Source organism: Pseudactinotalea sp. HY158, assembly GCF_009660225.1.
Taxonomy (GTDB): Bacteria; Actinomycetota; Actinomycetes; order Actinomycetales; family Beutenbergiaceae; genus HY158.
This window is the reverse complement of the sequence record NZ_CP045920.1, coordinates 804,599-817,675: the sequence shown is the minus strand read 5'-3', so window position 1 is coordinate 817,675 and position 13,077 is coordinate 804,599. Positions and strand designations below refer to the sequence as shown.

Sequence of the window (13,077 nt, the reverse complement as noted above, 5' to 3'; positions counted from 1 at the left end):
GCGACCTGCCCTACCTACCCAGCGACCAGGTCGAATGGGCCGTAGCTGATCACTACGCCACGCTCGGCCTGCCCGCTGACTTCCGCGACGAGGTGACAGAGGCGATCCAGCAGACCGTCACGGACGAGCAGTCGACTGTTCGCGAACTCCACGACGGTTACCGTAAGCGCCTCGCCGCGCTCGACGTGCGTGAGGAGAAATTGCTCGACCTCGCCGAGGACGGCTCGCTGCCGCGCGAGAAGATCCGTGTCCGACTGCGCAAGATCCAGATCGAGCGAGCCGACGCCGAACGCGGACTGGCTGAGACCGGAGAGAAGCTGGCGATCGGGGCGGCAGTCCTGCAGCGCTACATCGCGCTGCTGGAACGACCACACGACCTGTATGCGAAGGCAACGGACGGAGCCAGGCGGGACCTCAACCTCGCCTCCTACACCAAGCTCTGGGTCGAGGAGCACGGTGTCATCGCCGACCAGAAGACCGACCCGGTGCGCGAACTCCACGACGCCGCGATGACCTACGCCACGCGAACCGTAGAAGTGACAAACGGCGCGCCCGAGGGGCACGCCGTCAACGATCCCGAGACGTTCGTACTCGCCGACCTCTTCCATGAAGGTTCGAGTAAGAACGTCTTGGTGCCCCCAGTGGGACTCGAACCCACACTGAATCGATTTTAAGTCGACCGCCTCTGCCGATTGGGCTATGGGGGCCCAGGCGGCAGTCTAGTCAGCGGCGCTCAGGCAGCGGGTTCGCGCGGATCCGCCGGGGCGGCGACCGACTGGAACTCCGCGTGGGGGTTCTCGACCGAGCCGAGGCTGACCATCTCCCGCCGGAACAGCAGGGCCATCGTCCAGTCGAGCACGATGCGGACCTTCCGGTTGAAGGTCGGCATCGCCCACATGTGATAGGTGCGGTGCATGAACCAGGCGAGCGGGCCGCGGAGCTTGAGCCCGAAGACCGTGGCCACCCCCTTGTACAGGCCGAGGGAGGCCACCGTGCCCAGGTTCTTGTGTCGGTATTCCAGCACGGGCTTGCCGTGGAGGGTCGCCGCGATGTTGTCGCCGAGCAGCTTGGCCTGGCGCACGGCGTGCTGGGCGGTCGGGCCGCAGAAGTCGCCGGGGCTGGTCAGGTCGGGGACGGCGGCGTTGTCGCCCGCGGCCCACGCGCCGGGGACGACCCGGCCGTCCGCGGTCACGGCCTGGAGCCGGGCGTTCGTGCGCACGCGCCCCCGCTCGTCGAGGGAGAGGTCCGTGTTCGCGAGCGCCGGATTGGCCTTGACGCCGGCGGTCCACACGAGGGTCTCGGACTCGAACTCGTCGCCGTCGGAGGTGACGATGTGGCCGTCGACGGCGGAGTTGAGGAAGGTTCCGAGCTTGATGTCGATGCCACGACGGCGCAACTGCTTGAGCGCGTACTCGCCGAGCTCCTCCCCCACCTCGGGCAGGATCCGGTCCGAGGCCTCGATGAGCACGAAGCGCAGATCCTCCCGGCTCACCGCGTCGAAGTGGTCGGCGGCCGAGCGGGCCATGTCCTCCACCTCACCGAGGGCCTCGATCCCCGCGAACCCACCCCCGACGAAGGTGAAGGTGAGCATCCGGCGCCGCTCCTCGTGATCCCAGGTGCTCGAGGCGGCCTCCATCATCCCGAGCACGCGGTTCTGCAGGTCGATCGCCTCCTCGATCTGCTTGAACCCGATGCCGGTCTCGGCCAGCCCCGGAATCGGCAGCACCCGCGCCACCGCGCCGAGGGCGAGCACGACGTGGTCGTACTTCAGATCGTAGGGCTCGCCGGTGAGCGGCTCGATCGTGGCCACCCGCGCGGCGTGGCGCAGACCGGTGACCCGGCCGGAGATGATCGAGGCGCCCTTCGCGGTGGCGCGCAGGTTCGTGATGACGTGGCGGGGCTCGAGCGATCCGGCCGCCGCCTCGGGCAGGAACGGCTGATAGGTCATGTAGGGCCGCGGATCGACGATCGCGATCGTCGCCTCCTTGCGGCCGAGCCGCTTGCGCAGTTGCAACGCCGTGAACAGGCCGACATAGCCGCCCCCGAGGACGAGGATGCGCGGCGACCTGCGGATCAGAGCAGTCATGCCTTCATGCTAGGAACACGGGCCCGGCCCGCCAATGGCCTGGGACACCCCGGCCGTGTGGCCTGCGTTACGTTGCGGGATGCTCGCGGCACAACTCGAGCGCGGCGTCGAACATCTCCTCGGTGAGCCGGCCGGTGAACGTGTTCTGCTGCGAGGGGTGGTAGCAGCCCACGACCCGCAGCCGCGGCGCCCAGGCCCCGGCGCGTTCACCGGTGGGCCCGGGCCCCGCGGTTGCACGGTCCCCGGCCGGGCGCGCCGGTTCGGCCGGGTGGGCGGACATGACCTGGCCGTGGCCGAACCTCGGCCGCGGGCGAGGCAGCTGCCAGCCGAGACGCACGAGTGCGGTGGCCGCCGACTGCCAGGCGATCCCGCCGAGCGCGAGCAGCACGGTCGGCCGCAGGAGCCGCAGCTCGGCGTCGAGCCACGGGGCACACGTGTGCACCTCCTCGGTCGTGGGCTTGTTCTGGGGCGGGGCGCACCGCACCGAGGAGAGCATCCGCACGCCCGTGAGCTCGAGGCCGTCCCCGGCGTGGGTCGACGTGGGCTGATTCGCATAGCCCGCCCGGTACAGCGCCTCGACGAGCCAGTCCCCGGTGCGGTCGCCCGTGAACACCCGCCCCGTGCGGTTCGCCCCGTGGGCGGCGGGCGCGAGTCCGAGGATGACGAACGTCGCCCTCGGATCGCCGAATCCCGGTGCGGGCCGGCCCCAATAGGTCTGGTCGCGGAAGGCCCGGCGCCGAGTGCGGGCCACCTCCTCGCGCCAGTCCACGAGCCGCGGGCACGCCCGGCACACGCTGATCCGCGCGGACAGTTCGTCCAGCGAGGCGGCATCGGCGGCAGAATCACCGGCGCGCGCCGCCTCGTCGTCCACGCGCTCACGGGCCCCGCCGGCGAGGGCGGACAGCTCGGAGAGGTCGGCTACGTCCCGGGCGTTCGCCGCGACCGGAGTCCGCGGCCCGGCGAGGTCCCCCGGCCAGCCGCTCCCCGGCGGCACGAACCCGCGGTTGACCGCATCGTGAAAGTCTATTTCCATTACCCCACCCGTCATGTATGCTGCGTCACAGTAGTCACGACCTGTTCGCATGGATAACCTGGCGTGGCTAGCCCCGACTCCGTCGGCCCTAACCATGCTAGAACCAGCGCTGCTCGAGCATTGCCCGGCACCGCTGCCGTGGCGGGCCAAGGAGGATGGAACATGACCGAGATCGTCGATCGTCCGGGCGGCAACCCCGGCGCACCCGGCTCGTCGCCCGAGCCGGTGACCGTCAACGGGCGGCCCCTACCGCTCGGCGGCGTCGCCCCGCACACGACCACGTTGCAGTGGTTGCGCGCGAACGGCGTCACGGGACCGAAGGAGGGCTGCGCCGAGGGTGAATGCGGCGCCTGCTCAGTCATGGTGTCCCGGCCCGACGGCCGGGGAGGGACCCGCTGGACCGCCGTCAACTCCTGCCTCATCCCCGCCGCCGCCCTCGCCGGGCAGGAGATCTACAGCGCCGAGGGCCTCGCCACCGCCGACGCCCTCCATCCGGTCCAGGAGGAGATGGCGCTGCGCGGCGGCTCCCAGTGCGGGTACTGCACGCCCGGGTTCGTGTCGTCGATGGCCGCCGAGTACTACCGCGAGGATCGAAGCCCCTGCGGGCAGGGCTCGGGCTGCTGCTCGGCGCCGGCCACCTCCGACATCGTCTCGAGCGCCCGGATCGAGCCGAGCGGCAACGAACTGCCGTGGTCGATCGTCATGGACGACGCCGCCCGCCCGCTCGAGGACTGGCTCCCCCCGCGCACCGAGGACATCACCGAGGCCGTGGTCGAGCCGGCGACGCGATACGAGGCCGCCCCCGGGCACGACGCGGAGATCGGGCCCAACGGCTTCGACCTGCACGCGCTCTCCGGCAACCTGTGCCGGTGCACGGGCTACCGTCCCATCCGCGACGCCGCCTTCGCCCTCGGCGGGGTCGACCCGGACGATCCGATCGCACAGCGCCGCTCCCGGCCGGCGCCCGTGAGCGCGCCGACCCGGATCGACGTCGGCGGCACTGCGTTCGTGCGCCCGGCCGACCTGGCCGAGGCCGTCGAGCTCCTCGCCGCCCAGCCGGACTCCGTGCTGCTCGCGGGTTCGACGGACTGGGGCGTGGAGCTGACGATCAAGCATCGCCGCGCCCCCCTGACCATCGCCATCGACCAGTTGCCCGAGTTGCGCACGTTCGCCGCGGCCGACGGTCACATCGAGATCGGCGCGGGGCTCACCCTCTCCGAGGTGGAACGGCAGCTGCGCGGCTCCGTGCCCCTCCTCGCCCAGCTGTTCCCGCTGTTCGCCTCCCAGCTCATCCGCAACGCCGCCACCATCGGCGGGAACCTCGGCACCGGCTCGCCGATCGGCGACCTGGCCCCCGCGCTGCTCGCGCTCGACGCCGAACTCGTGCTCACCTCGACCCGCGGCGACCGCACCGTGCCCCTGGCCGGGTACTTCACCGGGTACCGGCAGAGCGTCCGGGCCGCCGACGAGCTCATCCGCGCCGTCCGCATTCCCACCCCGATCGCGCCGCTCGGCCGCTTCTACAAGGTGGCCAAGCGCAAGTTCGACGACATCTCCTCGGTGGCGGTCGCGATCGCCGCGACGCTCACGGACGGCGTCGTGAGCCACGTGCGCATCGGCGTCGGTGGCGCCGCCGCGACCCCGCTGCGCGCCGAGGCCGCCGAGGCCGCACTCGCCGGCAGGCCGTGGTCGCGTGAGAGCTTCGACGCCGCCGCCGACATCATGAACTCGGTCGGGACCCCCATGTCCGACCACCGCGCCAGCGCCGCCTACCGCAGCGCCACCCTGGCGCAGTCCATTCGTCGCTTCTACGCGGAGGTCGCATCATGAGCGTCTTCAGCTCGCGCCCACTCTCCGAGATCCCGGCGGGAGCCGCCGCCGGTGTGATCATGCCGCACGAGAGCGCCTGGGATCACGTCACCGGCAAGGCCCTCTACACCGACGACCTGCCGCCCCGCAGCGCCCACGTGCTCTACGCGTGGCCCGCCACGGTCGACGCGGCACACGCCCGCATCGACTCCCTCGACACCACTCGCGCCGAGACCATGCCCGGCGTCGTCCGCGTGCTCACCGCCGCGGACGTGCCCGGGGTCAACGACTACGGCGACATCGGCGACGAGACCCTGTTCCCGGACACGGTGCAGTACTACGGCCAGCACGTGGCCTGGGTGCTCGCCGACAGCCTCGAGGAGGCGCGCCTGGCCGCCGAGGCGATCGAGATCTCCGCGACGGAGCTGCCCTCGATCATCACGACCCAGGAGGCGATCGCCGCCGGAGCGTTCCAAGGCCCCCAGGCCACGCTCCAGCGAGGCGACGCCGACGCGGCGCTCGCGAGCGCGCCGCACCGGCTCAGCGGCGAACTCGACATCCAGGGCCAGGAGCACTTCTACCTCGAGACCCAGGCCTCCTTCGCCACGATCGACGAGGGCGGGCAGGTCTTCGTGCAGTCCTCGACCCAGGCCCCGAGCCACACGCAGGAGGTCGTGGCCCGCGTCCTCGGGGTGCCCTCGCACCGCGTCACCGTCCAGTGTCTGCGCATGGGCGGCGGCTTCGGCGGGAAGGAGACGAACGCCAACGGATTCGCCGCGGTCGCGGCCCTCGGCGCCGTGCTCACCGGCAGGCCCGTGGCGCTGCGCCTCAATCGCACCCAGGACCTGACCCTCACCGGCAAGCGCGGCGGGTTCCACGCCACCTGGGAGGCGGGCTTCGACGACGAGGGGCACATCCTCGCCTACAAGGCCGTGCTCACCGCCGACGGCGGATTCAGCATCGACCTGTCACCGGCCGTGGTCAGCCGCGCCCTGTGCCACGTGGACAACGCCTACTACCTGCCGAACGTGCACGTGCTCGGGCGCATCGCCCGCACGAACAAGACCTCGCACACGGCGTTCCGCGGCTTCGGCGCCCCCTCCGGCATGGTCGTGACCGAGGACATCCTCGGCCAGGCCGCCACGATGCTCGGCATCGACCAGGAGGAGATCCGTCGGCGCAACTTCTACGCCCCGGGCCAGACCACGCCGTACGAGCAGGTCGTGAGCCAGGCGGAGCGCATGAACGACATCTGGGCCAAGCTCAAGGAGTCGAGCCGCTACGGCGACCGGCAACGGGAGATCGCGGAGTTCAACGCGGGCCACGAGCACGTCAAGCGCGCCCTCGCGATCACGCCGGTCAAGTTCGGGGTCTCCTTCAACAAGCCGTTCTTCAACCAGGCCGGCGCCCTCGTGCTCGTCTACAAGGACGGCTCCGTGCTCATCAACCACGGCGGCACGGAGATGGGCCAGGGCCTGCACCAGAAGATGCTGGCGGTCGCCGCGACCGCGCTCGGGCTCCCCCTGGACCGGGTGCGCCTGGCGCCCACGCGCACCGACAAGGTGCCCAACTCCTCGGCCACGTCGGCCTCGACCGGCTCCGACCTCAACGGCGGCGCCGTCAAGAACGCCTGCGAACTCATCCTCGACCGCCTCGCCCCGGTCGCGGCCGGGCTCCTCGGCGTCCACCCGAACGACGTGCGGATCTCGGCCGGCGTCGTCTCCGGTCTCGGCGCGGCCACCACCCTGACGTGGGAGGAACTGGTCGACGCGGCCTATTTCCAGCGGGTCTCCCTCTCGGCGACCGGGTACTACCGCACCGAGGGGCTGTACTTCGACCAGAGCACCTACAAGGGCAACGCGTTCAAGTACTTCGCCCGGGGTGCGGCCGTGGCCGAGGTGGAGGTCGACGGGTACACCGGCGCCTACACCACCCGCCGGGTGGACCTGCTCCACGACGTCGGCAGTTCGCTCTCTCCGCTCATCGACCTCGGACAGGTCGAGGGCGCGTTCGTCCAGGGCGCCGGCTGGCTCACCCAGGAGGACCTGCGCTGGGACACGAGCGACGGGCCGACCCGCGGGAAGCTGCTCACGCAATCGGCGAGCACCTACAAGCTGCCCTCCTTCTCCGAGCTTCCGCAGCTGTTCAACGTCGACCTGTACGTGCACCCGACCGACGACGGCAGCATCTACGGATCGAAGGCCGTGGGCGAACCGCCGCTCATGCTCGCGATCGCCGTCCGAGAGGCGCTCCGGGCCGCGGCGGCGGCGTTCGGCGAGCCGGGCCGCCCGGTCGAGCTCGCCTCCCCCGCCACCGCCGAGGCGGTGTTCTGGGCGGTCGAGCAGGCCCGCCGCTCGACGCCGACCCCCGTGCTCACCGCGGGCTGATCCGATCCGAGGTCTGCGAACCATGGACTGGATCACCGCGCTCTCCCGCGCGAGGCACGACGGGACCCCCGGGGTACTCGCCACGATCGTCGAGGTCCGGGGGCACTCCCCGCGCAACGCCGGCGCCAAGATGTTCGTCGCCGCCGACAGCGCGGGCGGAAGCATCGGCGGCGGCAACATGGAGGCCACCGTGACCGAGCGGGCCCGCGCGATGATCACGGCCGGAGTCCGCGAGATCGAGCACGCCGAGTTCGGGCTGAACGAGCACGCGCACGTCACCTACGGCACCCAGTGCTGTGGCGGCATCGTGCGGGTGCTCCTCGAGCCGATCGGGGCCCGGCCCACCGTGGCCGTCTTCGGGCTGGGCCACGTGGGCGGGGAGCTCGCCCGGATCCTGGCCCGGCACGATCTCATCCTGCACCTGACCGATTCCCGGGCCGCCATGATCGACGACGAGCTCGTCCGCGCCACCGAGGACTGCCCCGCCACCGTGCACCGGCACACCCTGCCCGCACCGGAGACGCTCCTCGCCGACCTGCCCGACGGCGCCCACCTGCTCGTGCTCACCCACGACCACGCCGAGGACCTCGCGCTGTGCGATGCGGCGTTGCGACGCGGCGGCCTGGGCAGCATCGGGGTGATCGGCTCGGCGGCGAAGTGGTCGCGATTCCGGATGAAGCTCGCCGCCGAGGGGCACACCGAGTCGGCCATCGAACGGATCCACTGCCCGATCGGGGTGCCGGACATCGCCGGCAAGGCCCCCGCCGTCATCGCCGTCAGCGTCGCCGCCGACCTGATGCGCGTCTTCCAGAAGGCTGCAGCATGACCACGACCATCTTCCACGGCCTGCTCGTGGACACCCCGACCGACCCGTTCACCGGCGGCACCCTGCGCGCCGAGCAGGCCGCCCTGACGGTCACCGACGGCGTCATCCGCGCCCGCGGCACGCTCGCCGAAGCGCGCAACGCCCTCCCCGACGCCCCCGTCGTTGCCCTCGCCGGGGTCGTCCTGCCCGGGCTCGTGGACACCCACGTGCACTTCCCGCAGCTGCGGATCATCGGCGGGCTGGGGCTGCCGCTGCTCGACTGGCTCGAGCGCTGCGCCCTGCCCGAGGAGGCCCGGATGGCCGATCCGGGCTACGCCGCCCGGGTCGCCGGCGAGTTCACCTCGGGCCTGCTCGCCGCGGGAACCACGACGGCGCTCGTGTTCGGCGCGCACTACGCGAGCGCCACCGACGCCCTCTTCCGCGCCGCGGAGGCGACGGGCCTGCGCATGACCGCCGGACTCGTCGTCGGCGATCGGCACCTGCGCCCCGACCTGCACACGACCCCCGAACGTGCCGCGATCGACTCGGCCGAGCTCATCTCCCGCTGGCACGGGAGGGGATCCCTGCGCTACGCCGTCACCCCGCGGTTCGCGCTCTCGGCCACCGAGGAGCTGCTGCGCTCGTGCGCGGAGGTGCTCGCGCTCGCGCCGGACCTGTTCGTGACCTCGCACGTGAACGAGAACCCCGCCGAGGTCGCGGCCGTGGAGGAGCTGTTCGGCACGAGCTATACGGAGGCCTACCACCGCGCCGGCCTGCTCGGGGGACACACCGTGCTCGCGCACAACGTGCACGCCGGCGATGCCGAGCTCGCGCTGCTCGCGGAGACCGGCACCGCGGTCTCGCACTGCCCCTCCTCCAACTCCTCCCTCGGCAGCGGCCTGTTCCCCATGCGGCGCCACCTCGAGGCGGGCGTGCGGCTGGCGCTCGGCTCGGACGTCGGGGGCGGCACGGGGCTGAGCCTGTTCAAGGAGGGCCTCCAGGCCTACTTCCATCAGCAGCTCCGGCCCGACGGCGTGCCGCTCACCGCGGCGCACCTGCTCCACCTGGCCACCCGCGCCGGAGCCGCCGCACTCGACCTTCCGGGCGTGGGCCACCTCGGGGTCGGGGCCTCGTTCGACGCGATCGAGGTCGATCCGGCCGCCGGCACCACGCTCGCCGCGGTGCTCGCCCACGCCCCCGGCCCCGACGAGGCGCTCGCGGCGATCTTCGCCGGCGGCACGTCCGCCGACATCTCCCGCGTCTGGACGAGCGGCGTGTCGGCCCACACCCGGGCGTCCCAGGCTGCTTGAGGGTCCAGACTGGACCCGTGACCATCGATCTCACCTCAGATCACTGCCCGAAGGAGAGCAATGAGTACTGACACCGCCAAGCACGAGGATGATCCGCCGGTCGCCCCGACCAAGCCCCGAGGCGCCGTCGACCGGTTCTTCGGCATCACGAAGAACGGATCGAACTACGCCACGGAGATCCGCGCCGGGATCACCACGTTCCTCGCGATGAGCTACGTGATCTTCGTCAACCCGAGTGTGCTCTCCGACGCGATCGTGATCCCCGGGGTCGACAACGTGTTCCAGCAGCTCGTCATGGTCACGTGCATGGCGGCCATCCTCGGCTCGCTGTACATGGGGCTCATCGCGCGCTACCCGTTCATGCAGGCACCGGGGATGGGGCTCAACGCCTTCTTCACCTACACCGTCGTCCTCGGCATGGACTACACCTGGCAGGAGGCCCTCGCGGCCGTCTTCATCTCGGGTGTGCTGTTCGTGGCGCTGAGCGTCATCGGCCTGCGGGAGGCGATCGCCCGCTCGCTCTCGACGAGCATGAAGTATGCGATCACCGCCGGGATCGGGGCGTTCCTCGCCTTCCTCGGCATGAAGAACGCCGGCTTCATCATCGCGAACGAGGCGACCTTCGTGGGCGTGGGCGACGTGGCCGATGCGCACGTCTGGCTCGCGCTCATCGGCCTGCTCATCATCGTGGCGCTCATGAAGCTCAAGGTGAAGGGCGCGATCCTGTGGGGCATCATCGCCACCACGGTCATCGGGATCGCGTTCCGGCTGCCGGTCTATGAGGGCGCGGACGGCTACGCGGCGTTCGCGGGCTTCGGCGACGGGATCGTCGCCGCACCGATCTGGCCGAGCGATCTCGCCTTCCAGATGGACTTCGCCGGCGTGCTGAGCACCGGCCTGCTCACCGTGATCTTCACGTTCTTCTTCGTCGACTTCTTCGACGCGACCGGCACCCTGACCGGGCTCTCGCAGCGGTCCGGGTACATGGACGAGCACGGCAACATGCCCCGCGCCAAGACCCTGTTCTCCATGGACGGGCTCGCCGCGATGAGCGGTGCGGCACTGGGCACCTCGACGACGACCGCCTACGTCGAGTCCGCCGCGGGTGTCGAGGAGGGCGGGCGCACCGGCCTGACGGCGGTGACCGGCGCGGCGCTGTTCCTCGTGGCGATGTTCTTCAGCCCGCTCATCGCGGCCGTGCCCGGCTCGGCGACCGCGCCGGCGCTCATCCTCGTCGGCGCCCTCATGATGGAGGGGATGCGGCACGTGCAATGGGACGACATCTCCGAGTCCGTGCCGGCCTTCCTCACCGTGGTGACGATGCCGTTCACGTTCTCGATCGCCGAGGGCGTCTCGATCGGCATCATCTCCTACGCCCTGATCAAGCTGTGCACCGGCCGGGTCAAGGACGCCCACTGGATCGTCTACATCCTGGCGGCGCTGCTGCTCGTCAGATGGGTCTGGCTCGCGTAGCCACCTCGTCGAGCGAGCGGGGCGTCCGGATCCGGGCGCCCCGTTCGCGTCCGCGGGTAGGGCGCGCCCTACCCGCCGAGGGAGAGGGCGATGCCGTCGAGGATGTCGTGCTCGCTCGTGGTCGCCTCGTGCACGTGTCCGTGGGCCGCGACCGCGGCGACGACCTCGCTCCACACGAGCGCACCGGCTCCGATGACGTCGACCCGGCCCGGGTGCATGAAGCCGAGGTCGCCCCGCTGCGCGCGGGTTCGGTGGAGCAGGTCCGCGCAGGCACGCTCGATCTCGAGCACGCCGAGCCGGGCCCCGTTGATGCGCTCCGGCTGGTAGGCGGTCAGGCCGAGCGCGTGCGCGGTCACGGTCGTGACCGATCCCGCCAGCCCCACGAGGGTGCGCACCCGGTCGAGCGGCACCGCCGTCGCCGCCTGGGCGATCGCGGCCCGCACGTCGGCGCGGGCGGCGGCCACCTGGCCGGACGTCGGCGGATCGCCCGCGAGGTGACGCTCGGTGATGCGCACGCAGCCGACGTCCATCGACCAGCTCGCGAGCACACCGCCGGCGTCCCCGAGGACGAGCTCGGTCGAGCCGCCCCCCAGGTCGACCACGAGCGCCGGCCCCGGCTGCGAGCCCGTTCCTGGACCGATGACGCGGGCGGCGCCGGTGAACGAGAGCTCGGCCTCCGTCGTCCCCGAGATCACCTCGGGGGCGACGCCGAGCCGATCGGTCACCCCGCCGATGAACTCCGCCCGGTTCCGGGCGTCGCGGGTGGCCGACGTCGCGACGAAGCGGATCGCCTCGACGCCGTGCTCGCGGCACAGCCGGGCGTAGTCGGCGGTCGCCTCGAGGGTGCGGGCGAGCGCCTCGGGCGCGAACTCGCCGGTGCGGTCGACGCCCTGCCCCAGGCGCACGACCCGCATGAGCCGGACGACGTCGCGCAGCCGGCCGCCGTCGTGGTCGGCGATGAGGAGCCGGATGGAATTGGTTCCGCAGTCGATGGCGGCTACACGGGTCACGATCGTGCCTGTCGGGTCGTCGGGGCGGGAGTTCGGGGGCCGCGCGCGGTCAGCAACTGCAGCGTGCCGGGGACCAGAGCGGATCCATGAGCTCGAGGGCCCGGTCGCCGAGCGGATTGACCCCCGGGCCGACGGCGAGCGCATGTCCCACGAGTGCGTGCAGGCACTTGACCCGGGTGGGCATGCCGCCGGCCGAGATGCCGGCGATCTCGGGCACGTCCCCGAGCTCGGCCCGGCGGGCGAGGTAGTCCTCGTGGGCGCGGCCGTACGCCGCCGCGAGGTCGGCGTCCTCGGCGAGCTCCTCGGCCATCTCCCGCATGACGCCGCGGGCCTCGAGCGTGGACGCCGCCTTCGTCGCGCCGGGACAGGTCAGGTAGAACGTCGTGGGGAAGGGGGTGCCGTCGTCCAGGCGCGGCGCCGTGCGCACGACGGTCGGCCGCCCGCACACGCACCGCGCGGCGATCGACACGACGCCGCGGGGGACGCGACCGAGCTGCTGGGCGAGGATCTCGATATCGGAGGCTGCCACCGCCATGTCAGGGCTCCACTTCTCCCGTCGACTGTCCTGCTGCTTCGGTCGATTCCCACACGGTCAGGTACCAGGGCCCGGAGGGTGCCAGCGGTACGGGACCGGTCACCTCGCCGCCCGCCGATTCCTCGGGCGCCGCTTCACCGGTGATCGTCTCGGGATCGAGTACACGATACGGCGTCTCCCCCGGCATCACGAATCCGAGCCGCTGACGGGCCTGATTGCGCGCGAAGTCGTCGTTGTTCCAGCGGTCGACGGCCGCCTGCAGTGCGGCCGCCTCGTCCTGGGCCGAGGTGAGGTCGGCCTTGAGGTCGCGGTGCTGTTCCTGCTGGCGCACGTAGGCCCCGAGCGTGGGGGCCACGAGCATGAACGCGAGGAGGACGACGATCGCGAGCACGAGCGTGCGCACCGTGATCTGCCGCGGCTCCCGTTCCCGGGAGTGCTCGGCGCTCTCGTCCGGACGACGTCGCTCGCGTGGTCCGCCCGGTTTCGTTCCCGCGGGTCGGGCGGGCGGGCGCGCGCGCCCGGACCCCCCGGTGCGCGGCGGGGCGGCCGCGGGCCGACGCTTGGCGGGACGGGTCGAACTCACGCCTGTCATGATCCCCCATCCCCGGGGGCCGGCCCAGGATTGTCCG

At 71.8% G+C, this 13,077-nt stretch carries 11 protein-coding genes and 1 tRNA gene; 5 read left to right on the top strand and 7 right to left on the bottom strand.

Annotation, left to right across the window (positions count from 1 at the left end):
• Positions 1 to 14: 14 nt before the first annotated feature.
• From GCE65_RS03545 to GCE65_RS03530, 4 genes are all read right to left on the bottom strand, one after another.
• Positions 15 to 608, bottom strand: a complete 594-nt coding sequence (locus tag GCE65_RS03545) for a hypothetical protein (RefSeq protein ID WP_153877399.1) — start codon at positions 606 to 608, stop codon at positions 15 to 17.
• Between the two features lie 22 nt (positions 609 to 630).
• Positions 631 to 707: transfer RNA gene (locus tag GCE65_RS03540), tRNA-Leu, on the bottom strand.
• A gap of 26 nt (positions 708 to 733) precedes the next feature.
• A complete protein-coding gene (locus GCE65_RS03535) occupies positions 734 to 2,086 on the bottom strand; it encodes an NAD(P)/FAD-dependent oxidoreductase (protein WP_152817495.1) in 1,353 nt (450 codons plus the stop codon).
• 67 nt (positions 2,087 to 2,153) lie between these two features.
• Positions 2,154 to 3,119 carry a uracil-DNA glycosylase gene (locus GCE65_RS03530; protein ID WP_152817494.1) on the bottom strand — a complete coding sequence of 322 codons (966 nt, stop codon included), beginning with the start codon at positions 3,117 to 3,119 and terminating at the stop codon, positions 2,154 to 2,156.
• Between the two features lie 162 nt (positions 3,120 to 3,281).
• Between GCE65_RS03530 and GCE65_RS03525 the strand changes: the two genes are divergently transcribed.
• The 5 genes from GCE65_RS03525 to GCE65_RS03505 are packed head-to-tail and all read left to right on the top strand — an operon-like array spanning position 3,282 to position 10,903.
• Positions 3,282 to 4,949, top strand: a complete 1,668-nt coding sequence (locus GCE65_RS03525; RefSeq protein ID WP_153877398.1) for a xanthine dehydrogenase small subunit — start codon at positions 3,282 to 3,284, stop codon at positions 4,947 to 4,949.
• Complete coding sequence (gene xdhB / locus GCE65_RS03520; protein WP_153877397.1) at positions 4,946 to 7,315, top strand: xanthine dehydrogenase molybdopterin binding subunit; 2,370 nt, start codon at positions 4,946 to 4,948, stop codon at positions 7,313 to 7,315. Before GCE65_RS03525 ends, xdhB begins: the two co-directional genes overlap by 4 nt.
• 22 nt (positions 7,316 to 7,337) lie before the next feature.
• Positions 7,338 to 8,141 (top strand): xanthine dehydrogenase accessory protein XdhC, encoded by an 804-nt coding sequence (gene xdhC / locus GCE65_RS03515; RefSeq protein ID WP_152817491.1) that lies wholly within the window; start codon positions 7,338 to 7,340, stop codon positions 8,139 to 8,141.
• Entirely contained in the window at positions 8,138 to 9,430 is a 1,293-nt protein-coding gene (locus GCE65_RS03510) for a guanine deaminase (RefSeq protein ID WP_153877396.1), read from the top strand. The genes xdhC and GCE65_RS03510 overlap by 4 nt, the downstream gene beginning before the upstream one ends.
• Before the next feature lie 60 nt (positions 9,431 to 9,490).
• On the top strand, positions 9,491 to 10,903 hold the full coding sequence (locus tag GCE65_RS03505) for an NCS2 family permease (protein ID WP_152817489.1): 1,413 nt from the start codon (positions 9,491 to 9,493) through the stop codon (positions 10,901 to 10,903).
• A gap of 68 nt (positions 10,904 to 10,971) precedes the next feature.
• On the opposite strand, the gene GCE65_RS03500 is transcribed toward GCE65_RS03505, so the two are convergent.
• Genes GCE65_RS03500 through GCE65_RS03490 form a run of 3 tightly spaced genes read right to left on the bottom strand, consistent with a single transcriptional unit; the run spans position 10,972 to position 13,031 of the window.
• Entirely contained in the window at positions 10,972 to 11,913 is a 942-nt protein-coding gene (locus GCE65_RS03500) for an exopolyphosphatase (RefSeq protein WP_153877395.1), read from the bottom strand.
• A 49-nt stretch (positions 11,914 to 11,962) separates the two neighbouring features.
• Positions 11,963 to 12,448: a DUF501 domain-containing protein gene (locus GCE65_RS03495; protein WP_153877394.1), complete on the bottom strand. Its 486-nt coding sequence runs from the start codon at positions 12,446 to 12,448 to the stop codon at positions 11,963 to 11,965.
• Between the two features lies 1 nt (position 12,449).
• A complete protein-coding gene (locus tag GCE65_RS03490; RefSeq protein WP_194928813.1) occupies positions 12,450 to 13,031 on the bottom strand; it encodes a septum formation initiator family protein in 582 nt (193 codons plus the stop codon).
• Positions 13,032 to 13,077: the final 46 nt, after the last annotated feature.

Bases quoted from the DNA above. Each gene is read 5' to 3' on its own strand.
- GCE65_RS03535 (WP_152817495.1), bottom strand. From the start codon at position 2,086: ATGACTGCTCTGATCCGCAGGTCGCCGCGCATCCTCGTCCTCGGGGGC.
- xdhB (WP_153877397.1), top strand. From the start codon at position 4,946: ATGAGCGTCTTCAGCTCGCGCCCACTCTCCGAGATCCCGGCGGGAGCC.
- xdhC (WP_152817491.1), top strand. From the start codon at position 7,338: ATGGACTGGATCACCGCGCTCTCCCGCGCGAGGCACGACGGGACCCCC.
- GCE65_RS03495 (WP_153877394.1), bottom strand. From the start codon at position 12,448: ATGGCGGTGGCAGCCTCCGATATCGAGATCCTCGCCCAGCAGCTCGGT.
- GCE65_RS03545 (WP_153877399.1), bottom strand. From the start codon at position 608: ATGGAAGAGGTCGGCGAGTACGAACGTCTCGGGATCGTTGACGGCGTG.
- GCE65_RS03530 (WP_152817494.1), bottom strand. From the start codon at position 3,119: ATGGAAATAGACTTTCACGATGCGGTCAACCGCGGGTTCGTGCCGCCG.
- GCE65_RS03525 (WP_153877398.1), top strand. From the start codon at position 3,282: ATGACCGAGATCGTCGATCGTCCGGGCGGCAACCCCGGCGCACCCGGC.
- GCE65_RS03510 (WP_153877396.1), top strand. From the start codon at position 8,138: ATGACCACGACCATCTTCCACGGCCTGCTCGTGGACACCCCGACCGAC.
- GCE65_RS03505 (WP_152817489.1), top strand. From the start codon at position 9,491: ATGAGTACTGACACCGCCAAGCACGAGGATGATCCGCCGGTCGCCCCG.